Below are 24,452 nucleotides of genomic sequence, written 5' to 3'. Positions count from 1 at the left end.
GACGCCACCATCCCGCCCGGCGGCTACGTGTGCGGCGTCTGCGGCATGCCGACCGAGTCCGAGCCGTGCCGCGAGCACCAGCCGCGCGCCGCCGCGGATCACAAGCGGTCTCGTACCGCCCGGCCAGATCGGAGTCGGAGATCTCCTGCGCCCCGCCGAGGCACTCGGTGACGTCCTCGCCGGTGAGCTCGATGTGGATGCCGCCGGGGTAGCTGCCGAGCTTGTGGTGCACCTCGAAGAAGCCCTGGACCTCGTCGATGATGCGGTCGAAGTGGCGGGTCTTGTAGCCGCTGGACGACTCGTGCGTGTTGCCGTGCATCGGGTCGCACTGCCAGATCACCTTGTGGCCGGTGGCCTCGACCTTCTCCACGATGGCGGGCAGGACGTCGCGGACCTTGCCGTTGCCCATGCGGGAGATGAGGGTGACGCGGCCGGGCTGGTTGCGCGGGTCGAGGCGCTCGACGTACTCCACGGCCTGCTCGGGCGTGGTGGTCGGGCCGATCTTGACGCCGATGGGGTTGGCCAGCAGTTCGGCGAGGGCGATGTGGGCGCCGTCGAGCTGGCGGGTGCGCTCGCCGATCCACAGGAAGTGGGACGAGAGGTTGTACAGCTTCGGGTTGGCCGCGTTGGCGTTGTCCATCCGCAGCATGGCGCGCTCGTAGTCGAGCAGCAGGGCCTCGTGGCTGGCGAAGATCTCGGTGGAGTGCAGCGAGGTGTCGCTGACGCCGCAGGCGGACATGAACCGCAGGCCGCGGTCGATTTCGCCGGCCAGCGCCTCGTAGCGCTCGCCCGCGGGCGAGGTGCGGACGAAGTCCTTGTTCCAGTCGTGCACCTGGGCGAGGTCGGCCATGCCGGCGCCGGTGAGGGCGCGGACCAGGTTCATCGCCGCGCCGGAGTTGGCGTAGGCGCGGATCATGCGGCCCGGGTCGGGGACGCGCAGCTCGGGCTTGGCGACGAGCGAGTTGACGATGTCGCCGCGGTAGACGGGCAGGCCGAGCGCGTCGGTGCTGTTGGAGCGCGGCTTGGCGTACTGGCCCGCGATGCGCCCGACCTTCACGACGGGCAGGCTGGCGCCGTAGGTGAGGACGACGGCCATCTGCAGCAGCGTGCGCAGGTTGGCGCGGATGTGCGGCTCGGTGTTGGACTCGAACGTCTCGGCGCAGTCGCCGCCCTGGAGCAGGAAGGCCTCGCCGCGGGCGACCATGGCGAGGCGGTCCTGGAGCCGGTCGATCTCGGCGGGCACGGTGATGGGCGGCACGGCCTCGAGCAGGTGGCGGACCCGGCCGACCGCGTCGGCGTCGGGCCACTCCGGCTGCTGGGCGGCGGGGCGGGACAGGGCGTCGTCCAGCCGGGCACGCAGTTCCGGCGGCAGGGGCGGCAGCTCGGGAAGGGTGTCGACGGGCACGTCCACGGTCCAGTTCACCACCCCAGGATATGGGGTGCGCTGGGACGATCCGCCCCGAGGTGGTGGGGGCCACCCCGGGGCGGCGCCCTCAGCCCTGCCGCACCCGCTCCGGCTCGGGTTCCGGCTTCGCGCGGTCGCCGTGGCCCGGCCACCACGCGGCGCGGCCGATGAGCGCCGTGAGGCTGGGCACGAAGAACATCGCCATGACGAACGCCGCGACGAGGATCCCGAACGACAACGCGAACCCCATCTCGGCCAGCAGCGCGTTGCCGGCCAGCATCAGCGCGCCCAGCGAACCCGCCAGGATGACGCCCGCCGCGGCGATGGTCGGGCCCGTGTGACGCACCGCGAGCGCCGCCGCCTCACGCGGGGAATGACCGTTCTTCGCCTCTTCCCGCAGCCGGGCCATCATCAGGATGTTGTAGTCCGTCCCCAGCGCGACCACGAACATGTAGATGATCAGCGGGATCATGAAGATCAGCCCGGTCTCGCCGATCGCGTTCTGGAACAGCAGCGTCGTCGCGCCCAGCGTCGCCGCGAAGCCGAGGCCAACGGACGCCATCACGTACCACGGCGACACCACGCTGCGCAGCAGCAACGCCAGCACCAGCATGATCAGCACCGCCGCCACCGGGAACACCACCCGGTAGTCGCGGTTCATCGTGTCCTGGATGTCGACGTACACCGCCGTCTCGCCGCCGACCAGGGCCCGCGCGCCAGGCGGGGCGCCGTCGTGCGCGGCCGTCCGGAGCGGACCCGACACCGTGTCGATCGCCGCGTCCGAACTCGGGTCGTCGGTCAGGGTGACCGCGAAGTTGGCCGTCGCGCCGTCGGCGCTGACCTGCGGCTGCCCGACCTGCCCGACACCCGGCACGGCCCGCAGCCGCTCCCCGAACGACGGCAGCGCCGGGACGTCCAGCGCCCCGCTGTCGCTGTGCAGGTAGACGTTCGTCGGCGAGGTCGTGCCCGGCGGCAGGCCGCGCTCCAGCTGCCGCAGCCCGACCTGCGATTCGGCGGTGTCCGGCATCGACCCGGACGCCAGGTCGAAGGTCGGGTTGAAGTTGACCAGCCCGGCGGCCAGCGCGGCCATCACCACGCCGGACACGGCCGCGAAGATCGCCGGCTTGCGCCCGAGACCCCGGCCGATCGCGGCGAACCGCGCGCCCTTCGGCTCGGCGCGCCACGACTTCGACGGCCAGAACACCTTGGCGCCCAGCAGGGACACCACGGCGGGCACCAGGGTCAGCCCGGCCAGCAGCGTGACCGCGACCGCGATCGCCAACGACGGGCCCATCGACCGGAAGAACCCGAACAACGACAGGGCCATCGACAGGAACGCGATGATCACGACGGCCGCCGCGGACGTGATGGCCTCGCCGACGCGGCTCACCGCGGTGACCATCGCCTGTTTCGGTTCGTCCCCGGCGCGCAGGCGTTCGCGGAACCGGAACATCAGGAACAGGATGTAGTCGGTGCCGACGCCGAACAGCACCACGATCAGGATCGACGAGATCGACGCGTCGGTCTGCATCCCGAACAGCTTCACCACCCAGGAGATGAGGCCGTTCGCGATCTGCGACACGATGCCGATCAGCACGATCGGCAGCAACGCGATCACCGGGCTGCGGAAGATCACCAGCAGCAGCACGAGGATCAGCAGCACGGTCGCGATGCCGACCACGGCGTCCGCGCTGCCCGACGCCTCCTGCACGTCGAGCTGCTGCGCGACGGTGCCGGTGGTGGCGGCCTTCAGGTCGCCGCCGCCGAGCAACGCCTGCAGCTCGGTGCGGAACTGCTTGGCCGACGCGGTCAGCTGCTCGGCGTTGCCGGACGACAGCTGCGGCATCTTCACCGCGGAGATCTGCACGACGTTGTTGGGCGCCGGGGTGGGCGGCGAGATCAGCTCGACGTCCGGCAGGCGTTTCGCGGTCAGGCCGGCCAGCACTTCACCGGTCTTCTGGATGTCCGCCGCGGTGAGCGGAGCGTTGTCGCCGCGGTAGAACACGACGAGCATCGACGGGGTGAACGCGGTGGGAAACGCTTCCTGGCCCAGGGTCATCGCCTGGATGGACTCGTAGTCCCTGGGCAGTGCGTCGCTTTCGTCCGTGCTGCGGGGCAGCGCCGGCGCGGTGAAGATCACCACCACGGCCAGCACGACCCAGGCGGCGATCACCCACCAGGGCCGGTGTACGACCAACCGCCCCAGCCGGGCGAAGACGCCACGCTCGATGACGGGTTCTTGCCTCGCGGAGGTCATGCCCCATTCACCCCCCGCGAAGCTGAGAACCGGGAAGAGCCCTAGGACGTGTCCTCAAAGTTGGAGATTCGACCTGGTTTGATCTTGAGTTGTGGTGCGTAGGCACGAGCTGACTGATGAGCAGGGGCAGGTGATCGAGCCATCGCTGCCGGCGTCGGGGACGAAGGGACGTCCGCGGGTCGATGACCGCCGGGTGATCAACGGGATGTTGTTCAAGGCCAAGACCGGGGTGGCTTGACGTGACTTGCCGGAGCGGTATGGGCCGTGGAAGACGGTCTACAACCGGTTCTGGCGCTGGTCACGAACCGGCACTCTGTCCGCGTTGGTGGCACGGTTCGTGTGATCGCCGAGGCGATCGACGAACTCGACCGCGAAGTCTCGGTCGATTCCAGCATCGCGCGGGCGCATCAGGACGCTGCCGGCGCCCGCCGCATGACCGCGTCCCACACAGGGGGAAGCGCACTCGTGCGGCGGACACAGCGAACCACATGATCATGCCATCGGCCGGTCCCGCGGCGGACCAACCACCAAGATCCACCTCGCCTGCGACGGCCACGGACGGCCCTTTGTCGACCCTGTTGACCGGCGGCAACGTCAACGACTGCGTCATGTTCACGCAGGTCATGGCAGGCATCGAGTTCCACCAGCCAGGCCCGGGCAAGACCGCCACCTCCTACCGGAGCATGATCGACCTGGCCACACTGCTCATCTGGCTTTGAGGACAGGCCCTAGGACATCGCTTTCCACTCATGAGCCAGGAGCCCGAGCAGCACCTCATCGAGGAACTCGCCCATCACCCAGGCCGACTTGCGCAGCACGCCCTCCCGCACGAAGCCGTTGCGCTCCGCCGCGCGCAGCATCGCGTAGTTGTCCGCCAGCGTCTCGATCTGCAGCCGCTGCAGGCCGCGCACCACGAAGCCGTAGTGGCACAGCACCGCGACCACGTCGCTGCCGTAACCCTTGCCGCGCGCGGACGGCAGCAGTCCCAGCCCGATGTGCGCGGTGCGGTTGTGCGTGTCGATGCCCCACAGGTTCGCGGTGCCGATCAGCGTGTCGCCCGCCAGCTCCACGATCGAGAACGGGACGTGTTCCGCCACGCTGTCGTCGACGTGCAGCCGCCGGTCCTTCGAGCTCGGCGAGATCGGCCGCCACGGCCGGCTTTCCGCCCGGGAACCGCCCTCCACGTCGTCGTAGAGCTCGGTCCGCAGGATCGGGATGTCCTCCTCGTACCGGGCCCGCAGCCCGACCTTCTCGCCCTTCAGCATGCGGGCTTCCTATCCGACCGGGCCGGGCCGCGGCAACCGAATATGAACTACCGCGCAGCCGCCGCGTTGTAGAGCGCCTCCGCGTCCGCGCCGAAGTACGGGCCGAACATCACGCCGGGCAGGAAGGTGTAACCGAAGCTGTTCACCGAGTTCTGGATGCCGGTCCCGGTCGCCTCGTCGAAGCTGAGGAACCACGGGCCGCCGCTGGAACCGCCGGTCATGTCGCAGCGCATTCCGAGGTCGTTGCTGCCGAACGTGTCGTTGAAGGTCCGGCCGGCGCAGTAGGTCAGTTCGCTGCCGTCGTACGGCGGCTCGGCGGGGTAGCCGAAGCTGTGCATCGCCTGGCCGCGCGGCTGGTTGAACGCGATGCCCTGCGAGCCGACGACATCCGTCAGGTACTGGCCGTTGAGCGGGGCCACCACGGCGGCGCCGACGTCGTAGTTGAGGTCCTCGTTCGCCTGCCACTGCGGCGTGGTGAGGGTCGTGGTGGCGGCCCACTCGCCGTACGGGGCGTTGCCGTTGTCGTAGCCCGGCACGAAGACCCAGTTGGTGTGCCAGCTGCCCTCGAACTTCACGCAGTGCCCGGCGGTGATGACGACGCTGCGGTTGGCGCTGGTGACCGCGTCGCCGCTGCACGAGGCCGGGGAACCGTTGAAGGTGAAGAACACCCGGCCCGCGGTGCGCGTGACCGCGCCGCCGCCGGCCCACGGGTCGCCGGTGCTGACCTTCGAGGTCCGCGACGGGAGCAGGCGCGGCACCGCGGCGCGGACGTCGGCGCCGAGGTCGCGGGCGGCGGTCACCAGGCCGTCGAGCGGCTTGGCGGAGCGCATCTTCTCCGGCGTCCAGTACTCCGCGGCACCGGCGCCGTGGACGTGGACCGCCGGGCCGGGCGCCGCCGTGGCCGGCGCGTTGAACACGGCCGTGGTGACCGCGGCGACCGCCGCGAGAACCAGTGCCCGGATACCTGTTCGCTTCATGACGCCACCCGTCTGCCGGTCGATCCGTTGTCACCGAAAGTTAGGCGGGCGCGACGGGGTGAACAATCGGCCGTTCGGGCCCAGGGTGAGCCCGAACGGCCGATGCGCGTTATTTGGTTGCGTTACCCGGAGAGTTACACCACAGCGAGCGGCAGAGCCGTCGGGTGCACCGGGGCCGGCAGGTCCGACGCGCCGGTCAGGTAGGCGTCGACGGCGTTGGCCACCGAGCGGCCCTCCGCGATCGCCCACACGACCAGCGACGCGCCGCGGTGGGCGTCACCGCAGACGAACACGCCCGGGGCCTCGGTCTGCCAGTCCGGGCCGCACGAGATGGTGCCGCGCCGGGTCAGCCGGATGCCCAGGTCGTCGAGCAGCCGCATGTGCTCCACGCCCTCGAACCCGATGGCGAACAGCACCAGGTCGGCCGGGATCTCCTCGATCTCGTCCGACACCGGCAGCACCTCGCGGCGCCCGGTCTCCGGGTCCTTGACGACCTTGACCTGCTGCAGCTCGATCGCGCGGACGTGCCCGTTCTCGTCGCCCACGAACCGCCGCACGGCGACACCGAACTTCCGCTCGCCGCCCTCCTCGTGCGCCGGGTAGGTGCGCAGCACGTACGGCCACGTCGGCCACGGCGACCGCTCGTCGTCGCGGGTCGTCGGCGGCATCGGGTACTGGTCCAGCTGGACCACCGAGGCCGCGCCCTGGCGGATCGCGGTGCCGTAGGAGTCGGCGCCGGTGTCACCGCCGCCGATGATCACCACGTGCTTGCCGTGCGCGTGGACCGGCGACGGGCCGTCGCCCTCGCATTGCTTGTTGGCCGGCACCAGGTGCTCCATCGCCAGGTGGATGCCCTTGAGCTCCCGGCCGGGCGTGGTGGTGTCGTCCCGGCCGCGCAGCGCGCCGACGGCGAGCACGACCGCGTCGTAGCGGGCCCGCAGCTCCTCGACGGTGATGTCGACGCCCACCTCGCAGCCCGTGACGAACTGCGTGCCCTCCTTCTTGAGCTGGGCCAGGCGCTTGTCGAGGTGCTTCTTCTCCATCTTGAACTCGGGGATGCCGTAGCGGAGCAGCCCGCCGAGCCGGTCGTCCCGCTCGAAGACGGTGACGTCGTGCCCGGCGCGGGTGAGCTGCTGGGCGGCGGCGAGCCCGGCCGGGCCGGACCCGACCACGGCGACGCGCTGACCGCTGGCCACCTCGGCTACCTGCGGCTGGGCCAGGCCCAGCTCCCACGACTTCTCCGCGATCGTCGCCTCGACGCGCTTGATCGCGACCGGCCCGCCGGACAACGGCGAGATGGACAGCGTGCAGCCCGCCTCGCACGGCGCCGGGCACAGCTTCCCGGTGAACTCCGGGAAGTTGTTGGTGGCGTGCAGCCGGTCGCTGGCCGCGGTCCAGTCACCACGGCGCACCAGGTCGTTCCACTCCGGGATCAGGTTGCCCAGCGGGCAGCCGGAACCGGCCGAGTGGCAGAACGGGATGCCGCAGTCCATGCAGCGGGTGGCCTGGGTGCGCACCTGCTGGTCGCGCTCGGCCGGTTCGAGGTCGACGTAGACCTCGCGCCAGTCCTCGGCGCGGTGCTCCTTGGGGCGCTTGGGCGGCTCGACCCGCTCGTACTTCAGGAAGCCCTTGGGGTCAGCCACGAGACGCCACCTCCATGATCGCCTCGTCGACGTCGCGGCCCGCGGCCTTCGCGGCCTTGGTCGCCTCCAGCACGCGCTTGTAGTCGCGCGGCATGACCTTCGTGAAGCTCGCCGACCGGCGCGGCCAGTCGCCGAGCAGCGACGCGGCGACCGCCGAGCGGGTGAGTTCGTGGTGACGGGTCACGATGTCCTTCAACCAGTTCAGATCCTCGGGCTCGAGCGGGAGCAGCTCGACCATCTCGCGGTTGACGCTGCCCTCGTCGAGGTCGAGGACGTAGCCGATACCGCCGGACATGCCCGCGGCGAGGTTGCGGCCGGTCGGTCCGAGCACCACGGCACGGCCACCGGTCATGTATTCGAAGGCGTGGTCGCCCACGCCCTCGGCGACGACGGTGGCGCCCGAGTTGCGTACGCAGAACCGCTCGCCCACATGCCCGCGCAGGAACATCTCCCCCGCGGTGGCGCCGTAGGCCAGCGTGTTGCCGGCGATGACCTGACGTTCAGCGGCGAACGTCGCGTCCGGGTGCGGCCGCACGATGATGCGGCCGCCGGACAGGCCCTTGCCGACGTAGTCGTTGGCGTCGCCCACCATCTCCAGCGTGACGCCGCGCGGCAGGAACGCGCCCAGCGACTGCCCCGCCGACCCGGTGAGCCGGATGTGGATCGTGCCGTCGGGCAGGCCCTCCCCGCCGTAGCGGCGGGTGATCTCCGAGCCCAGCAGTGTGCCGACGGTGCGGTTGACGTTGCGCACCGGCAGTTCCAGCCGGACCGGGTGCGCGTCCTCCAGCGCCGCCTCGGACAACTGGATCAGCGTGCGGTCCAGAGCGTGCTCGAGGCCGTGGTCCTGCTCGCGGATCTTGCGCCGGGCGCCGCCGTACGGGGTGTCGGTCGGCATCTGGAAGATCGGCGACAGGTCCAGGCCGCTGGCCTTCCAGTGGTCGACGGCGTCGTCGGTGTCCAGCACGTCGGCCCGGCCGATCGCCTCGTCCAGGGTGCGGAAACCCAGCTCCGCCAGCAGTTCCCGGACCTCCTGCGCGACGAACCGGAAGTAGTTCACCACGTGCTCGGCCTGCCCGGTGTAGCGCTTGCGCAGCTCCGGGCTCTGGGTGGCGACACCGACGGGGCAGGTGTCGAGGTGGCAGACGCGCATCATGATGCAGCCGGCCACGATCAGCGGCGCGGTCGCGAAGCCGTACTCCTCGGCGCCGAGCAGCGCGGCGACCACGACGTCGCGGCCGGTCTTCATCGCGCCGTCGACCTGCACGGTGATGCGGTCGCGCAGCCCGTTCAGCATCAGGGTCTGCTGGGTCTCGGCAAGGCCGATCTCCCACGGCGTGCCCGCGTGCTTGAGCGAGTTCAGCGGCGAGGCGCCGGTGCCGCCGTCGTGGCCGGAGATCAGCACGACGTCCGCGTGCGCCTTGGACACGCCGGCCGCGACCGTGCCGACGCCGAGCGAGCTGACCAGCTTCACGTGGATGCGGGCCTGCTCGTTGGCGTTCTTCAGGTCGTGGATCAGCTGCGCCAGGTCCTCGATCGAGTAGATGTCGTGGTGCGGCGGCGGCGAGATGAGGCCGACGCCCGGCGTGGAGTGCCGGGTGCGCGCGATCCACGGGTACACCTTGTTCGGCGGCAGCTGGCCGCCCTCGCCGGGCTTGGCGCCCTGCGCCATCTTGATCTGGATGTCGTCGGCGTTGACCAGGTACTCGCTCGTCACGCCGAACCGGCCGCTGGCGACCTGCTTGATCGCGCTGCGCCGCTCGGGGTCGTAGAGCCGCTCCGGGTCCTCGCCGCCCTCACCGGTGTTGGAGCGGCCGCCGATGCGGTTCATCGCGATCGCGAGCGTCTGGTGCGCCTCGGCCGAGATCGAACCGTAGGACATCGCGCCGGTGTTGAACCGCTTGCAGATCGACTCGACCGACTCGACCTCGTCGATCGGCACCGGGGCGCGGCCTTCCTTGCGGAACTTGAACAGCCCGCGCAGCGCGCCGCCCTCGCGGGACAGGCGGTGCACCTCTTCGGTGTACTTCCGGTACACCTCGTCGCGGCGCGTCTTGCTGGCGTGCTGCAGCAGGAACACGGTCTCCGGGGTGAACAGGTGCAGCTCGCCCTCGCGGCGGTAGGCGTACTCGCCGCCGCTGTCCAGGCGGCGGTGCACCCGGTCGGTGGGGTTGTCCGGGTACGCCCGGCGGTGCCGGACGGCGACCTCCTCGGCGAGCACGTCGAGACCGACGCCGCCGAGCTTGGACACCGTGCCGGTGAAGTACTCGTCGAGCAGTTCCTGCGACAGCCCGAAGGACTCGAACACCTGCGCCGCGGTGTAGGCGCCGACGGTCGAGATGCCCATCTTGGACATGATCTTCAGGACGCCCTTGACGAGCGCGTTGACGTAGTTGCGCACGGCCTTGCGCGGCTCGATGCCGGTGATCGCGCCCTGCGCGATCATGTCCTCGATCGTCTCGAAGGCCAGGTACGGGTTCACCGCGGCCGCGCCGTAACCGAGCAGCAGCGCGATGTGGTGCACCTCGCGGGCGTCACCGGTCTCGACGACGAGCGCGACGCGCAGCCGCTCCTTGGTGCGCACCAGGTGGTGGTGCACCGCGGAAACCAGCAGCAGCGACGGGATCGGCGCCATCTTGTGGTCGGAGTCCCGGTCGGACAGCACGAGCGTGCGCGCGCCCGCCGCGATCGCCTCGGACGCCTCGCGGCGCACCCGCTCGATCGCCTCCGCCAGCGCCTTGCCGCCGCCGTCCACTTCGAACAGTCCGGACAGGACGGTGCAGGCGAAGCCGGGCAGGTCACCGTCGTCGTTGATGTGGATGAGCTTGGCCAGCTCGTCGTTGTCGATGACCGGGTACGGCAGCTGGATGTGCCGGCACGAGGCCGGGCCAGGGTCGAGCAGGTTGCGCTCGGGACCCATGATCCGGCTCATCGAGGTGACCAGCTCCTCGCGGATCGCGTCCAGCGGCGGGTTGGTCACCTGGGCGAAGGCCTGTTTGAAGTAGTCGTAGAGCTGCCGCGAGCGCTTGGACAGCACGGCGGGCGGGGTGTCGGTGCCCATCGAGCCCAGCGGCTCGGCGCCCTTCTCGGCCATCGGCGCGAGCAGGATCTTCAGCTCCTCCTCGGAGTAGCCGAAGGCGAGCTGGCGGCGCAGCACCGAGTCGTGGCTCTGCGTGACGTGGTCGCGGTCCTGCAGGTCGGCCAGCTGCAGCAGGCCGGCGTGCAGCCACTCCTCGTACGGGTGCTGCTTCGCCAGCTCCGACTTGACCTCGTCGTCGGCGACGATGCGGCCTGCCTCGGTGTCCACCAGGAACATGCGGCCCGGCTTGAGGCGGCCCTTGGCGACCACCTGGTCCGGCGGCACGTCCAGGACGCCGGCCTCGCTGGCCAGCACGACGCGGTCGTCGGCGGTGCGCCACCAGCGGCACGGGCGCAGGCCGTTGCGGTCCAGCACCGCGCCGACGAGCGTGCCGTCGGTGAAGGTGACGCACGCGGGGCCGTCCCACGGCTCCATCAGGCTGGCGTGGAACTGGTAGAACGCGCGGCGCTGCGGGTCCATGGTCGCGTGGTTCTCCCACGCCTCCGGAATCATCATCAGCACGGCGTGTGGCAGGCTGCGACCGCCCAGGTGCAGCAGTTCGAGCACCTCGTCGAAGGACGCCGAGTCCGACGCCTCCGGCGAGCAGATCGGGTACAGCCGGGTCAGGTCGCCCGGGATCAGGCCCGATTCGAGCAGCGCCTCGCGGGCCCGCATGCGGTTGCGGTTGCCGCGGATCGTGTTGATCTCACCGTTGTGCGCGACGAACCGGAACGGGTGCGCCAGCGGCCACGACGGGAACGTGTTGGTGGAAAAGCGGCTGTGCACCAGCGAGATCGCGCTGGTGAGCCGCGGGTCGCGCAGGTCGCCGAAGAACGCGGGCAACTGCTCGGGCGTGAGCATTCCCTTGTAGACCAAGGTACGCGAGGACAACGACGGGAAGTACGTGCCGCACTCGGCCACGACGCTCTCGTGCTCGACGCGCTTGCGCAGGCAGAAGGTGAGCCGGTCCAGTGCGAGGCCGGACGGTCGCACGCCCTCGGCGTCCGGCCTGCCCGCCACGAACAGCATGGCGAAGTGCGGCATCACCGAACGCGCGGTGGGGCCGATGTCAGCCCCGTCGGCGTCGACCGGGACCTCGCGCCAGCCCAGCACCTCGAGGCTCTCCTCGTCGGCGAGGCGTTCGATCAGCGCCACGGCCTTGCCGCGCGCCTCCTCCTCGGCCGGCAGGAACGCGATGCCGGCCGCGTAGCGGTGGTGGCCCTGCGCGTCGGGTTCGGGCAGCTCGAAGCCGGCTTCCTCGCGGAGCAGCTGGTCGGGCAGCTGCACGAGGATCCCGGCGCCGTCGCCGGAAGTCGGTTCGGCGCCCGCGGCGCCCCGGTGGTCCAGGTTGATCAGCGCCGTCAGCCCGTCCGTGACGATGGCGTGCGTGCGCCGGCCCTGAATGTCGGCCACCATCGCCACACCGCAGGAATCCTGCTCCATGGCAGGGTCGTACAGGCCCTGCTTGCCCGGGTTGGCGGAGAAGATCATGCGGGGACCTCCTTCGTCGTCTCAATGCTCAGTTCGGAAAGTTCCCCCGGTACTGCTGCAGGGACGACGATGGCCCTTGGATTAGCGCGACCTTAACACCCAGGAAACATGACGGCACCCTCTCGGAGTGTGGATTTTCTCATCCGATCGGTAACGATCTGGCTGCGAGGAACGACGTCGTTCTTGATGGGCTGGTTCGGTTCTGCTTACCGAGCATACGCGTCGCGCGATCCCATCAAGATTACGCGAGGATCCCGCCCGGCGGCCAGATTCGCCGGTGGTAGCGTTCCTCACGCTGGTCAGCGGCTTGCCGACCAGTGACGCGGCGGCCGCGAAACCGGTGGGAACCCGGTGCTGTGCCGCAACTGTGATGACTCGGGTGCGCTCCGTGCTCACCCGGTCGAGCCAGGTCGCCTGCCGCCGCGCCGACGCCTTTCGCCTCCGGCTCAGGGGTGCGGCGTCCGTTACGCCTGGGTGCGGGACGGGGCCCCGGGACGCCGGCCGGAAACCGAGGTCTTCCCGTGTTCCGTCGTATCGCACCGTTGTTCGCCGTTCTACTCGTACTCACCGGGTGCGCCACCCGGCCGTCCGAGGATTCGACCGCCCCACCCGAAACGCAGGGCGCCTTCCCGGTCACGGTCGCCGCGCCCGGCGCACCGGCGGTGACGCTCGACCGGCAGCCGCAGCGGATCGTGTCGTTGTCGCCCGCCGCCACCGAGACGTTGTTCGCGCTCGGCGCGGGACCGCAGGTGGTCGCCGTCGACTCGGCGTCGAACTTCCCGGAGCAGGCGCCGCGGACCCAGTTGTCCGGCCTGAGCCCGGATCCGGAGGCGATCGCCGCCTACCGGCCCGACCTCGTCGTGGTCTACGCCGACACCACCGGCCTCGCCGACGCGCTGGCCAGGACCGGCACCAAGACCCTCGTGATGCCCGACGCGAAGACGCTCGACGACGCCTACGCGCAGTTCGAGGTGCTGGGCAAGGCGACCGGGCACCAGGCCGAGGGCGAGAGCCTGGCCCGGCAGACCCGCGACGACATCGACAAGATCGTCGCGGACACCCCGAAGCGGTCGCTGACCTACTACTGGGAGCTGGACCAGACGTTCTACAGCGTGACCTCGGCAACGTTCGCCGGGCAGGTGCTCACCCGGTTCGGCCTCACCAACATCGCCGACGGGACCGATCCGAACGCCTCCGGCGGCTACCCGCAGCTGTCGGCCGAACGCATCCTGCAGTCCAACCCGGACCTGATCTTCCTCGCGGACAGCAAGTGCTGCGGGCAGAACGCGCAGACCGTCGCCGCCCGGCCGGGCTGGAACACGTTGACCGCTGTGCAACGCGGACAGGTGATCGCCCTCGACGACGACATCGCCTCGCGCTGGAGCCCGCGGATCGTCGAGCTCGTCCGCACGGTCGCCGACGCGGTCGCCAAGGCCGGTGCCTGACACCCGCACGCGGCTGCGAGCCCCGGTCCTGGTCGCCGGGCTCGTGGTGCTCGTGGCCGTCCTGCTGTTCGCCGTGCTCGTCGGGGCGAGCGACCTCGGCTGGCAGCGGGTGCTCGCCGAGATCTGGGCGCAGGTCACCGGCGGGCAGTCGCCGCTGTCCGCGCGGGAGGCCGCGATCGTGTGGCAGCTGCGCGTGCCGCGGGTGCTGCTCGCCGGGATCGTGGGCGCGGCGCTCGCGGTGTCCGGGGCGACGTTCCAGGGCGTGTTCCGCAACCCGCTCGCCGACCCGTACCTGCTGGGCGCGGCGGCCGGGGCGGGCATGGCGGCGACGCTCGTCGTGGTGTTCGCCCCGGCGGTCAGCGGCTGGGTCGTCGGCCCGTTGCCGCTGGCCGCGTTCGCCGGCGCGCTCGGCGGGGTCGGGCTGAGCTGGCTGGTGGGCCGCTCGGCCGGCGGCAGCACGAGCACGCTGCTGCTGGCCGGGGTCGCGGTGGCGTCGTTCCTCACCGCGATCCAGACGTTCGCGCAGCAGCTGAACACGGAGACGATCCGGCAGGTCTACACGTGGATGCTGGGCGGGCTGAACGTCAGCGGGTGGCGGGAGGTCCTGATCGCGGTGCCGTACGTGGCGGTCGCCGCGGTCGTGCTGTGCCTGTCGGCGCGGCTGCTCGACGTGCTCGCGCTCGGCGACGCGGAGGCGGCGTCGCTGGGGCTGCGCCCCGGCCGGATCCGGCTGGTGGTGCTGGCGGCGGCGTCGCTGGCGACCGCGGCGGCGGTGTCGGTGAGCGGGCTGATCGGGTTCGTCGGGATCGTGGTGCCGCACGTGGTGCGGATGCTCGCCGGGGCCAGCTACCGGGTGGTGATCCCGCTGTCGCTGGTCGGCGGCGCGGCGTTCCTGGTGCTGGCCGATCAGCTGGCGCGCACGGTCATGCCGGGCGAGCTGCCGCTGGGCGTGGTCACCGCGTTCACCGGGGCGCCGTTCTTCGCCTGGATCCTGCGCTCGTCGCGGAGGAGGTTCTCGTGACCGCGTTGTCGTTGCGCTCGGTGCGGGCAGGCTACGGCGATTGCCCGGTGGTGCACGGGGTGTCGGTCGAGGTGCCGCCCGGCGGGTGGCTGGCGATCGTCGGCCCGAACGGCGCCGGGAAGTCCACTTTGCTCAAAACGGTGGCGGGACTCCTGTCGCCGCAAGGGGAAGTGCTCATCGACGGCAGGTCTGGGTTGCCGCGCAAGGAACTGGCGCGCGTGGTCGGTTACGCGCCCCAGGACCCGGCCGTGCCAGCCGGCCTGACGGTGACCGACTACGTGCTGCTCGGCCGGACGCCGCACCTGGGGCTGCTGGCACGGGAAAGTCGGGCCGATCTGTCCATTGTGGAGGACGTGCTGGCCCGGCTCGATCTGGGTGCGCTGGCGGGCAGACGAATGGACATGCTCTCCGGCGGCGAACGCCAGCGGGCGGTCCTGGCGCGGGTGCTGGCGCAGCGGGCGAGCCTGCTGCTGCTCGACGAGCCGACCACCGGCCTGGACATCGGGCACGCGCAGGCGCTGCTGGAGCTGATCGACCGGCTGCGGCACGAGGACGGGATCACCGTGGTGTCGACGCTGCACGACCTGACGTTCGCCGCGCAGTACGCCGAGCAGCTCCTCCTGCTCGACGACGGCCGGGCAGTCGCCGCCGGACCGCCGGCGGAGGTGCTCACCACGGAGACGCTGGCGCGACACTACGGCGCAGCGGCGGAAGTCCGCGTCGGCGACCGTGGCGAACTGGCGGTGCTACCGATCCGCCCAACGCGACCCTGACCCGGGGAAGCGCTGGCGCGGCAGCGGAAGTCCGCGTCGGCGACCGTGGTGAACTGGCGGTGCTACCGATCCGTCCCCGCCGGGACCAGACGGGAGAACGTGGTGGAACTGCGGTATTCGGCGCTGGCCGCGCCCGACCTGCACGGGCGTTCGGAGGCCGAGGTGTTCGTGCACGTCGAAGCCGACCTCGTGGTGCGCGACGGCGCGGAGATCTACTCCGAGGGCGCCTTCCCGGTGGTCGAGCTCGCCGCCGCCCTGCGCGAATGGCAGACCAGCCCGGCGCGGGGCGACTTCGAGTTCACGTCCCTGTCGCTGGAGGACCGGTGGCAGGTCCGGATCGTGGCCGCCGGGGACCGCTGGCGGGTGGTCGACGACGTGACCGGCGCGGCAAGGCGCCCTTCGCCCGCTCGTGGAGATCGATGAGGCGATCGACGCGTTCGTGGACGCGCTGCGCGCCGACTGCACGCGGGAGTTCGGCCCCTGGATCGACCGGTTCTTCCACCCCACACAGAACTAACGCCGCCGTGGAAAACCCTTGCCCCGTAGTGACTTAGCTGCCCGGTCCGCCGCTCATCAGGGCAGGCGGGCGTGTTCGGCTCGGGTGGCAGCGAGCCGCTCACGCGCGAGCGCACGGGCCCGCTTCGGGTCGTCGCGAGCGGCCTGATCTTGCCCCAGCCGCCCCAGTGGCCCTCGGGGATCTCCGTGGGGAACACCCAGATCCGGCTGGCGTCACGCGGCCAGGCGCCGTTCTCCGCGTCGAGGATCGCCTCGGTGACCTCGGCGATGACGCTCGCACGCTTCTGCTCGTCGAGCCGGCCCTCGGGAACGGACGGGACGACCTTGTAGCGAGGTGCGTCCGCGGGTTCTCCGCCGACGTAGACGCCGGCCGGCCGGTGCAGCCAGAGCCAGGAGACGGAACGGGTCACCGGGCCGGCGGGGTCGCACGGCGCATCACTCCTGCGGTCCTGAACTCCCAGGCCCGAAGTCTGGGGCGAACGTTGACCGCCGCGGCACTAGAACCTGTTACAGTCGGGCGCATGATCCTCGATCGTTTCCGCGTGACCGGCAGGGTCGCCGTGGTCACCGGGGCCGGGCGCGGCATCGGCGCGGGAGCCGCCGTGGCGCTGGCCGAAGCCGGTGCGGACGTGGTGATCTCCTCCCGCACGAAGACCGACCTCGACGCCGTCGCCGCGCGCGTGGCCGACGCCGGGCGGCGCGCGCACGTCGTGCCTGCCGACCTCAGCGATCCCGCCGCGGCCGCCGCACTCGCGCAGGCCGCGGTCGGCGAGTTCGGCCGCGTGGACATCGTGGTCAACAACGTCGGCGGCACCTACCCCCGCCCGCTGCTGGAGACCACACCCGAGTTCCTGGAGGAAGCCTTCCGCTTCAACGTCTCCACCGCGCACGCCCTCACCACCGCGGCCGTGCCGTTGATGACCGACGGCGGCGCGGTCGTCAACATCTCGTCGAACATGGGCCGCGTCGCCGGGCGCGGGTTCGCCGCCTACGGCACCGCCAAGGCCGCGCTCGCCCACTACACGCGCCTGGCCGCCTACGACCTCGCGCCGCGGATCCGGGTCAACGCGATCGCCGTCGGGTCGGTGGCGACCTCGGCGCTCGAAGTGGTGGTGAACAACCCGGAGATCAAGGGGAAGATGGAGGCGGACACGCCGTTGCGCCGGCTCGGCGAGGTCGAGGACATCGCCGCCGCGATCGTCTACCTGGCCTCCCCCGCCGGCTCGTTCGTCACCGGGAAGGTGCTGGAAGTGGACGGTGGGCTGCAGGCGCCCAACCTCGAACTCGGATTGCCGGACCTGTGACCCACCGGGTGGTGCAGTGGAGCACCGGCAACGTGGGGCGGCACGCGATCGCGGGCATCGACGCGCATCCGGAGCTGGAACTGGCCGGCGTCTGGGTGTCGAACCCCGACAAGGCCGGCCGCGACGCCGGTGAGCTGGCCGGCCTTGGCCGGACGCTGGGCGTCGAGGCGACCACCGACGCCGACGCGCTGCTGGCGCTGAAGCCGGACTGCGTGGTCTACACGGCGATGGCGGACGACCGTCTGATGGAGGCGCTGGCCGACCTGCAGCGAATCCTGCGGGCGGGCGTCAACGTGGTGTCGAGCAGCCCGGTGTTCCTGCAGTTCCCGGACGGCGTGGTGCCCGACGAGGTGTCCGTGCCCGTGCGTGCGGCCGCGGCCGAGGGCGGCGCGTCCCTGTGGGTGAACGGCGTCGACCCCGGATTCGCCAACGACTGGCTGCCGCTGGTGCTGACCGGCGTGTGCGAGCGGATCGACGAGGTGCGCTGCTTCGAGATCCTCGACTACTCGACCTACGACAACCGCAAGGTCGTCTTCGACATCATGGGTTTCGGCAGCCCGCTGGACCAGAAGCCGATGCTGCTGCAGCCCGGCGTGTTGTCGCTGGCGTGGGGCAGCGTGGTGCGTCAGCTGGCGGCCGGGCTGGGCGTGGAGCTGGACGCGGTCGAGGAGAGCTACGAACGGCTTCCCGCGCCGGCGACGTTCGACATCTCGTGCGGCACCATCGCCGAGGGCACGGCGGCCGCGCTGCGGTTCGAGGTGCGCGGCATGCGTGGCGGACGGCCGGTGTGCGTGCTGGAACACGTGACGCGGCTGCGGCCCGACCTGGGGCCGGACTGGCCGCAGCCGTCCGGGCAGGGCTGCTACCGGGTGCAGGTGACCGGCGAGCCGAACTACACGCTGGACCTGCGGCTGGTGGGCACGGACGGCGACCACAACACGGCCGGCCTCAAGGCGACCGCGATGCGGCTGGTGAACGCTATCCCCGCGGTGGTCGCGGCGCCGCCCGGGCTGCTGACGGCGCTGGACTTGCCGCTGGTGACGGGGCGCGGCCTCGTCAGCTAGACCACTGCGTCAGGCCGATGTAGAGCACCACACCCGCCGCGACGAGGGCGGCGAACCCGAGCGCGCCGCCGAGGAGCAGTCCGCTGCCCAGGGAACGCCACGGCGGCCGAGCGAGCCGGCACAGGCACCCGCCGATGATCGCGCCGAAGGTGACCCCGATGAACGCGTAGGTGTATTCGCCGGCGTGCCAGCCGGTGATCGCGTCCCGGGCCAGGGCGACCACGACCCCGATCAGCAGTCCGGTCGCGAGCGCGAACCCCAGGAAGGCGACTCCCGGCCGGGGCCGGAGCGGGTCGGGCGCGGTCATGGTCGCCAGTCTGCCGCGCCCGGCCGGTCGCGCGCCTGAGTAGAACTACTCGCGTTCCGGGGACACCTTCTCGGTGTCGTCGGCCGAATCGTCGTCCTTGCTGCGCAACGTTTCCGGCGCCTCGCGCGGCCCCCGGCGCTTGGCGAGGAAGAAGTACACCATCGCGCCGGCGAACACCAGGATCGACGTCCAGGTGTTGACCCGCAGGCCGAGGATGTGGGTGGCGTCGTCGGTGCGCATCAGCTCGATCCAGAAGCGGCCCAGCGTGTACCCGGCGACGTACAGGGCGAACGCGCGGCCGTGGCCGAGGCGCATCTTGCGGTCGGCGTAGACGACCAGCGCCGCGATGATCAGGTTCCAGATCAGCTCGTACAGGAACGTCGGGTGCACCGGGCTGTCGGCGAGCGGGATGTGCCCGAACGCGATGCCGTTGGGCCCCTGGTCGGGGATCGTCGGGTTGTTCGGGTCGAAGCGCTGGTAGATCTCCAGGCCCCAGGGCAGCGTGGTGTGTGCCCCGTAGAGCTCCTGGTTGAAGTAGTTGCCGAGGCGGCCGATGGCCTGCGCGGCGATGATGCCGGGGGCGATCGCGTCGGCCATCGCGGGCAACGGCACGCCCTTGCGACGGCAGCCGATCCACGCGCCGACCGCGCCCAGGGCGATCGCGCCCCAGATGCCGAGGCCGCCGTCCCAGATGTAGAGCGCCTTGACCGGGTCCTTGCCCTCGCCGAAGTAACGCCACCAGTCGGTGATGACGTGGTAGAGGCGCCCGCCGACGAGACCGAACGGCACGGCCCACACGGCGATGTCGACCACCGTGCCCTTGGTGCCGCCGCGCTGCACCCAGCGGCGGTCGCCCCACCAGATGGCGAGGATGATGCCGGCGATGATGCACAGCGCGTAGGCGCGGATCGGGATCGGTCCCAGGTGCCAGACGCCGCGGTCCGGGCTCGGGATCGTCGCGAGGAACACAGCCGAGGCGGAATTCACGCGCTCACCGTAACGTGCGCGGTGTGAAGTGCGTGGGTCAGCCCGCGCGGTTGAGGACGGCCGACCCGATCGCGAGCACACACCCGACGCCGAAAATGGCCGTCAGGTACCACGGGCCACCCTGGGTGACGTTCCAGACCGCCACGAGAGCCGCCACCACGGCGATGACGAGACTGCGCACCTGCAGTGGAGAAGGCCGGGCCATGCGGACAGCCTGCCATGCCCGGATCAGCGGGTGAGGTCGAGGGTGGCCGCGAAGGGCTCGGAGAAGGTGAGCTTGCCGCCCTCGCTGCGCGCGCTCTCGCGGTACTCGCCGTCGGCGAGCTCGAACAGCACCGCCGGGCCGTCGGTCTCCACGAGGAGGTAGAACGGGACGCCCGCCTCCGCGTAGAGCTGCCGCTTGAGCACCCGGTCCTGCACCCGGCTCGACGGCGAGACGATCTCCGCCGCCAGCAGCAAATCCTGAGCCTGGCAATACAGGCCGCTGTGCCCGCTCCGGTTCATGACGACGAAGTCCGGGATGAGCAACCGCTGCCCGCCCAACCGGACGTTCACCCCCGGCAGCAGTTCGGTTCCCGCCGGAAGCACCGGCGGGAATCCGATCAGCAACCGTTGCAGGAGGCGCTGGTGTCCGGACCGGGGTGCCGGACTCACCAGCAGAGCACCATCGACCAGCTCGATCCGGCAGCCGCGATCCTCGGGCAAGTCGAGCACGTCCTCAACCGTCCACGGCTCGACCCGCAACACGAGGTGGCCCGGTTCGGCAGGCCAGTGTGGCATATCGTCCCCCGGTTCATCCGAAACGCGAGGGCACCCTTCCACCCGGCACCGGCCGCCCTAGCCCGCGGACGCTCCTCGCCGCTCGAGGGCGCGGCGTACCTTGCGCTTGTCGTACTCCGGCAGGGCCTCCACGGCGGCCAGGTCGGGCAGCAGCGCGGGCTCCGTGGTGAACGCCCGGAACGCCGTCCCGATCGTCACCCCGTGGTCCGGCCGCGACAGCACCGTCACCGCGTCGCCGGCCTGGACCGGGCCCGGCTCCAGCACCCGGAAGTACGCGCCGGGCAGCGCACGCTGCGTGAAGGTCTTCACCCAGCCGCGTTCGCCGAGCCAGCCGGCGAACGTGCGGCACGGGATGCGCGGCGACGTCACCTCCAGCACCAGCGACGACCCGACCCGCCACCGCTCCCCGATCAGCGTCCCGGTCAGGTCGACGCCCACCGTGGTCAGGTTTTCGCCGAACACGCCCGGCGGCAGGTCGCGGCCCAGTTCCGCCGCCCAGACGTCCAGGTCCTCCCGCGCGTACGCGTACACCGCCTGGTCGTCGCCGCCGTGGTGGCGCAGGTCGCAGATCACGTCACCGGCCACGCCGCTCGCGCCGACCCCGCGCGGGCCGGGCGCGGCCACCGCCACCGGCCCGTCGACGGGACGCTTGTCGATCCCGGTGACCCCGAGATCGGCCTCCCGCACCTCGCGCTTCGAACCGATGTTGACCGACAGCACCTTCGCCATGCTCATGCCTTGCAGAACCAGTCGGCCTGCCCGGGCTCGGGCACGGCGCCGCCGGGCGGGAACGTCTCGCGGAAGGTGAACGCGTACGGCGTCGGCCCGTGCGCCCGCAGGTGCCGGATCCGGTCCTCGGCCTCGGCGGTGCCCGGGCGGTGCCCCTCGGGCACCCACCACAGCGCGGTGAACGCCTCGGGCATCCGCTCGAACCACTCGCGGCGGCGCTTCAGCACGGCCCGGTGCTCGCCCGAGTACACGTACGCGGCCAGGTCCTCGACCGAACGCCAGGTCGACATGTTGACGATGACCCCCGCGCTGGTGCCCGTGTCCCACTCGAAGGCGCGGATCGCGGTCGCGTTGCCGTCCTCGGTCTGCATGCGCCACACGAAACCGGGTGCGGCGTCGGCGAGGGCGTTGATCGGGTCGAGCGCGTCCACGAAGTCCTTGAGCTGGGGCGACGTCAGCGGGGCGACCAAGCGGCCGACGTTCACCTGCGCGAGTTCATAGGCCATGCCGCCAGTCTGCCGATCAGCGGGCCCGGCGGCCACGTGTTTTAGCCCGGGCTCACGCCGTGGCGACGGCCTGGCGCACGCCCTCGGCGAGCTCACCGGCCAGCGCGTGCACCGGTTCGGTGCCGCCCGCGGCGGCCGACACCAGCGCCGACCCCACGATCACGGCGTCCGCGAACCCGGCGATCTCGGCCGCCTGCTCACGCGACCGGACACCCAGGCCGACGCCGATCGGCAGGTCCGTGTGCGCCCTGGTGCGGGCCACCAGCTCGGCCGCGCCACTGCTGACCTGGTCCCGCGCGCCGGTGACACCCATGACCGCGGCCGCGTACACGAACCCGGAGGACGCCTTGACGGTCAGGTCGATCCGCTCCTCCGACGAGGACGGCGCGACCAGGAAGATCCGGTCCAGGCCGTGCTGCCCGGACGCGGCCATCCACTCGCCCGCCTCGTCCGGGATCAGGTCCGGCGTGATGAGGCCGAGGCCACCGGCGGCGGCGAGGTCGCGCGCGAACTTCTCCACCCCGTACTGGCGCACCGGGTTCCAGTAGGTCATCACGACCGCGCGGCCACCGCGGGCCGAGACCGACTCGACGACCTCGAACAGGTCGCGCAGCCGGAAGCCGTTCTTCAGCGCGGCGTCCGCGGCGAGCTGGATCGTCGGGCCGTCCATCACCGGGTCGGAGTAGGGCACGCCGACCTCGACGAGGTCCGCGCCGCCGTCGATCAGGGCCGCCAGCAGGTCCTTCGAGCCCGGCACCGTCGGGTACCCGGCGGGCAGGTAGCCGACCAGCGCGGCGCGGCCCTCGCTCTTCGTCTGAGCGAACAGATCCTGCAGCCCGGTCACTTCTCCACCAATCCGAAGTACTTCGCGGCGGTGTCCATGTCCTTGTCGCCGCGGCCCGACAGGTTCACCACGATGAGCCCGTCCCGGCCCAGCTCCTTGCCGAGCTGGATGGCGCCGGCCAGCGCGTGGGCCGACTCGATCGCCGGGATGATGCCCTCGGTGCGGGACAGCAGCGCGAACGCGTCCATCGCCTCGGCGTCGGTGACCGGCCGGTACTCGGCGCGGCCGCTGTCCTTGAGCCACGCGTGCTCGGGGCCGACGCCCGGGTAGTCCAGGCCGGCCGAGATCGAGTGCGACTCGACCGTCTGGCCGTCCTCGTCCTGCAGCAGGTACGACATCGCGCCGTGCAGGTTGCCCGGCGTGCCCTTGGTCAGGGTGGCGCCGTGGCGGTTTCCGTCGATGCCCTCGCCGCCCGGCTCCAGGCCGACGAGCCGCACGTCCGGGTCGTCGATGAAGCCGTGGAAGATGCCGATCGCGTTGGACCCGCCGCCGACGCAGGCCGCGACCGCGTCCGGCAGCCGCCCGGTCTGCTCGAGGATCTGCGCGCGGGCCTCCTCGCCGATGACCTTGTGGAAGTTGCGCACCATCATCGGGAACGGGTACGGCCCGGCGGCGGTGCCGAACAGGTAGTGCGTGGTGTCGGCGTTGGCGACCCAGTCGCGCAGCGCCTCGTTGATCGCGTCCTTGAGGGTGCGCGAACCGGTCTTGACCGGGATCACCTCGGCGCCGAGCAGCCGCATCCGCGCCACGTTCAGCGCCTGCCGCTCGGTGTCGACCTCGCCCATGTACACCACGCACTCGAGACCCATCAGGGCGCACGCGGTGGCGGTGGCGACGCCGTGCTGGCCCGCGCCGGTCTCGGCGATGACCCGCTTCTTGCCCATCCGCTTGGTGAGCAGCGCCTGGCCCAGCACGTTGTTGATCTTGTGAGAGCCGGTGTGGTTGAGGTCCTCGCGCTTGAGGAAGATCCGCGCGCCGCCCGCGTGCTCGGCGAACCGCTCGGCCTCGGTGAGCAGCGACGGCCGTCCGGCGTAGTCGCGCAGCAGGCGCTTGAACTGGGCCTGGAACTCCGGGTCGAGCCGGGCCTTGTCGTACTCGGCGGACACCTCGTCGACGACGCCGATCAGCGCCTCCGGCATGAACCGGCCGCCGTAGGGGCCCCAGTAGCCGCGCTCGTCGGGGTCGTGCGCGTCGTGCTGCTCGTGCTCGCTCATCGGCTCGGCCTCGGGCATGCGGGGTGCGATCCGGCGGTGACCAGCTTCATCAGGGCGCCCTTCGGGTCGCCCGAGGCCACCAGGCCCTCGCCGACCAGCACCGCGTCGGCGCCGTGACCGGCGTAGGCCATCAGGTCGCCGGGGCCGCGGACGCCGGACTCGGCGACCTTCACCGTGTCGAACGGCAGGCCCGGCGCGAGACGGCCGAAGACGTCCCGGTCGACCTCGAGGGTGTGCAAGTTGCGGGCGTTGATGCCGATGACCTTGGCGCCGGCCTCCAGCGCGCGGTCGGCCTCCTCGGCGTTGTGCACCTCGACCAGCGCGGTCATGCCCAGCGACTCCACCCGGTCGAGCAGCGCCATGAGGGCGTTCTGCTCCAGCGCGGCGACGATCAGCAGGACCAGGTCGGCGCCGTGCGCGCGGGCCTCGTGGACCTGGTAGGGGGTGACGATGAAGTCCTTGCGCAGGATCGGGATGTCGACCGCGGCGCGGACGGCGTCCAGGTCGGCCAGCGAGCCGCCGAACCGGCGCTCCTCGGTGAGGACGCTGATCACCCGCGCGCCCGCCGCCTCGTAGTCCTTGGCCAGCGCGGCGGGGTCGGGGATGTCGGCCAGCGCGCCCTTGGAGGGGCTGCGGCGCTTGACCTCGGCGATGACGCCGATCGACGAGTCACGCAGCGCTGACATGGCGTCCCGCGGTGGCGGCGCCTGCGCGGCGAGCCGCTTCAGCTCGTCGAACGGGAGCGCCTTCTCCCGCTCGGCGAGATCTTCCCGGACGCCGGCGACGATGTCTTCGAGAACGGTCACGGCGCAACCTCACCGGTTGTCGCACATTCACTCGAAAGCTGG

21 protein-coding genes and 1 pseudogene are annotated in these 24,452 nt (G+C 71.3%); 7 read left to right on the top strand and 15 right to left on the bottom strand.

The features are described from left to right. The coding region (locus tag ABZ193_RS11745) for a class II 3-deoxy-7-phosphoheptulonate synthase (protein WP_354709794.1) at positions 1-1,423 on the bottom strand (1,423 nt) is incomplete at its 3' end. A 70-nt stretch (positions 1,424-1,493) separates the two neighbouring features. Next, positions 1,494-3,662, bottom strand: coding sequence for an MMPL family transporter (locus tag ABZ193_RS11740; RefSeq protein ID WP_354709793.1), 2,169 nt, complete (start codon positions 3,660-3,662; stop codon positions 1,494-1,496). A 91-nt stretch (positions 3,663-3,753) separates the two neighbouring features. Here ABZ193_RS11740 and ABZ193_RS11735 point away from each other — a divergent pair. Next, positions 3,754-4,324: pseudogene (locus tag ABZ193_RS11735) on the top strand (IS5 family transposase); the annotation flags it as partial. 66 nt (positions 4,325-4,390) lie between these two features. Here ABZ193_RS11735 and ABZ193_RS11730 read toward each other — a convergent pair. From ABZ193_RS11730 to gltB, 4 genes are all read right to left on the bottom strand, one after another. Continuing rightward, positions 4,391-4,927: a GNAT family protein gene (locus ABZ193_RS11730; RefSeq protein WP_020419665.1), complete on the bottom strand. Its 537-nt coding sequence runs from the start codon at positions 4,925-4,927 to the stop codon at positions 4,391-4,393. A gap of 47 nt (positions 4,928-4,974) precedes the next feature. Further along, complete coding sequence (locus ABZ193_RS11725) at positions 4,975-5,904, bottom strand: peptidase (protein WP_237338156.1); 930 nt, start codon at positions 5,902-5,904, stop codon at positions 4,975-4,977. 134 nt (positions 5,905-6,038) lie between these two features. Then, on the bottom strand, positions 6,039-7,547 hold the full coding sequence (locus ABZ193_RS11720; protein ID WP_020419667.1) for a glutamate synthase subunit beta: 1,509 nt from the start codon (positions 7,545-7,547) through the stop codon (positions 6,039-6,041). Beyond that, positions 7,540-12,114, bottom strand: a complete 4,575-nt coding sequence (gene gltB, locus ABZ193_RS11715) for a glutamate synthase large subunit (RefSeq protein WP_354709792.1) — start codon at positions 12,112-12,114, stop codon at positions 7,540-7,542. Before gltB ends, ABZ193_RS11720 begins: the two co-directional genes overlap by 8 nt. 542 nt (positions 12,115-12,656) lie before the next feature. Between gltB and ABZ193_RS11710 the strand changes: the two genes are divergently transcribed. From ABZ193_RS11710 to ABZ193_RS11685, 6 genes are all read left to right on the top strand, one after another. Beyond that, positions 12,657-13,559 (top strand): ABC transporter substrate-binding protein, encoded by a 903-nt coding sequence (locus ABZ193_RS11710; protein WP_354709795.1) that lies wholly within the window; start codon positions 12,657-12,659, stop codon positions 13,557-13,559. Further along, complete coding sequence (locus ABZ193_RS11705) at positions 13,552-14,580, top strand: iron ABC transporter permease (RefSeq protein WP_020419670.1); 1,029 nt, start codon at positions 13,552-13,554, stop codon at positions 14,578-14,580. The genes ABZ193_RS11710 and ABZ193_RS11705 overlap by 8 nt, the downstream gene beginning before the upstream one ends. Next, positions 14,577-15,353 (top strand): ABC transporter ATP-binding protein, encoded by a 777-nt coding sequence (locus tag ABZ193_RS11700; RefSeq protein WP_354709791.1) that lies wholly within the window; start codon positions 14,577-14,579, stop codon positions 15,351-15,353. Before ABZ193_RS11705 ends, ABZ193_RS11700 begins: the two co-directional genes overlap by 4 nt. 102 nt (positions 15,354-15,455) lie before the next feature. After that, a complete protein-coding gene (locus ABZ193_RS11695) occupies positions 15,456-15,776 on the top strand; it encodes a hypothetical protein (RefSeq protein ID WP_354709790.1) in 321 nt (106 codons plus the stop codon). Positions 15,777-16,390: 614 nt separating this feature from the next. Beyond that, positions 16,391-17,173, top strand: a complete 783-nt coding sequence (locus ABZ193_RS11690; protein ID WP_354709789.1) for an SDR family oxidoreductase — start codon at positions 16,391-16,393, stop codon at positions 17,171-17,173. Continuing rightward, positions 17,170-18,237, top strand: a complete 1,068-nt coding sequence (locus tag ABZ193_RS11685; RefSeq protein ID WP_354709788.1) for a diacylglycerol kinase — start codon at positions 17,170-17,172, stop codon at positions 18,235-18,237. Before ABZ193_RS11690 ends, ABZ193_RS11685 begins: the two co-directional genes overlap by 4 nt. On the opposite strand, the gene ABZ193_RS11680 is transcribed toward ABZ193_RS11685, so the two are convergent. The 9 genes from ABZ193_RS11680 to trpC form a co-directional block, all read right to left on the bottom strand. Next, entirely contained in the window at positions 18,230-18,544 is a 315-nt protein-coding gene (locus tag ABZ193_RS11680) for a hypothetical protein (RefSeq protein WP_354709787.1), read from the bottom strand. The genes ABZ193_RS11685 and ABZ193_RS11680 overlap by 8 nt on opposite strands. Positions 18,545-18,589: 45 nt before the next feature. Beyond that, the gene (lgt, locus tag ABZ193_RS11675; RefSeq protein WP_354709785.1) at positions 18,590-19,531 is read right to left on the bottom strand and encodes a prolipoprotein diacylglyceryl transferase; all 942 of its coding nucleotides are present in this window, start codon (positions 19,529-19,531) and stop codon (positions 18,590-18,592) included. 37 nt (positions 19,532-19,568) lie between these two features. Then, entirely contained in the window at positions 19,569-19,736 is a 168-nt protein-coding gene (locus tag ABZ193_RS11670; protein WP_020419677.1) for a hypothetical protein, read from the bottom strand. Between the two features lie 23 nt (positions 19,737-19,759). Next, complete coding sequence (locus tag ABZ193_RS11665) at positions 19,760-20,245, bottom strand: Uma2 family endonuclease (protein WP_354709783.1); 486 nt, start codon at positions 20,243-20,245, stop codon at positions 19,760-19,762. Between the two features lie 123 nt (positions 20,246-20,368). Next, complete coding sequence (locus tag ABZ193_RS11660; protein WP_020419679.1) at positions 20,369-21,046, bottom strand: MOSC domain-containing protein; 678 nt, start codon at positions 21,044-21,046, stop codon at positions 20,369-20,371. Then, positions 21,043-21,546, bottom strand: a complete 504-nt coding sequence (locus ABZ193_RS11655) for a DUF3291 domain-containing protein (RefSeq protein WP_237338164.1) — start codon at positions 21,544-21,546, stop codon at positions 21,043-21,045. Before ABZ193_RS11655 ends, ABZ193_RS11660 begins: the two co-directional genes overlap by 4 nt. A gap of 52 nt (positions 21,547-21,598) precedes the next feature. Further along, positions 21,599-22,390: a tryptophan synthase subunit alpha gene (gene trpA, locus ABZ193_RS11650; protein ID WP_354709782.1), complete on the bottom strand. Its 792-nt coding sequence runs from the start codon at positions 22,388-22,390 to the stop codon at positions 21,599-21,601. After that, on the bottom strand, positions 22,387-23,622 hold the full coding sequence (trpB, locus tag ABZ193_RS11645) for a tryptophan synthase subunit beta (RefSeq protein WP_027934830.1): 1,236 nt from the start codon (positions 23,620-23,622) through the stop codon (positions 22,387-22,389). Before trpB ends, trpA begins: the two co-directional genes overlap by 4 nt. Next, positions 23,601-24,410 carry an indole-3-glycerol phosphate synthase TrpC gene (gene trpC / locus ABZ193_RS11640; RefSeq protein WP_027934829.1) on the bottom strand — a complete coding sequence of 270 codons (810 nt, stop codon included), beginning with the start codon at positions 24,408-24,410 and terminating at the stop codon, positions 23,601-23,603. Before trpC ends, trpB begins: the two co-directional genes overlap by 22 nt. Between the last annotated feature and the right edge of the window lie 42 nt (positions 24,411-24,452).

It is taken from the genome of Amycolatopsis sp. NPDC006125 (genome assembly GCF_040614195.1).
Lineage (GTDB): Bacteria > Actinomycetota > Actinomycetes > Mycobacteriales > Pseudonocardiaceae > Amycolatopsis_E > Amycolatopsis_E tucumanensis.
The sequence above is the reverse complement of the archived record's forward strand: the minus strand, read 5'-3'. Positions and strand labels throughout refer to the sequence as shown.

Bases quoted from the DNA above. Each gene is read 5' to 3' on its own strand.
- ABZ193_RS11680 (WP_354709787.1), bottom strand. From the start codon at position 18,544: ATGACCGCGCCCGACCCGCTCCGGCCCCGGCCGGGAGTCGCCTTCCTG.
- ABZ193_RS11730 (WP_020419665.1), bottom strand. From the start codon at position 4,927: ATGCTGAAGGGCGAGAAGGTCGGGCTGCGGGCCCGGTACGAGGAGGAC.
- ABZ193_RS11670 (WP_020419677.1), bottom strand. From the start codon at position 19,736: ATGGCCCGGCCTTCTCCACTGCAGGTGCGCAGTCTCGTCATCGCCGTG.
- trpB (WP_027934830.1), bottom strand. From the start codon at position 23,622: ATGCCCGAGGCCGAGCCGATGAGCGAGCACGAGCAGCACGACGCGCAC.
- ABZ193_RS11740 (WP_354709793.1), bottom strand. From the start codon at position 3,662: ATGACCTCCGCGAGGCAAGAACCCGTCATCGAGCGTGGCGTCTTCGCC.
- ABZ193_RS11655 (WP_237338164.1), bottom strand. From the start codon at position 21,546: ATGGCCTATGAACTCGCGCAGGTGAACGTCGGCCGCTTGGTCGCCCCG.
- ABZ193_RS11725 (WP_237338156.1), bottom strand. From the start codon at position 5,904: ATGAAGCGAACAGGTATCCGGGCACTGGTTCTCGCGGCGGTCGCCGCG.
- ABZ193_RS11690 (WP_354709789.1), top strand. From the start codon at position 16,391: ATGATCCTCGATCGTTTCCGCGTGACCGGCAGGGTCGCCGTGGTCACC.
- gltB (WP_354709792.1), bottom strand. From the start codon at position 12,114: ATGATCTTCTCCGCCAACCCGGGCAAGCAGGGCCTGTACGACCCTGCC.
- ABZ193_RS11660 (WP_020419679.1), bottom strand. From the start codon at position 21,046: ATGAGCATGGCGAAGGTGCTGTCGGTCAACATCGGTTCGAAGCGCGAG.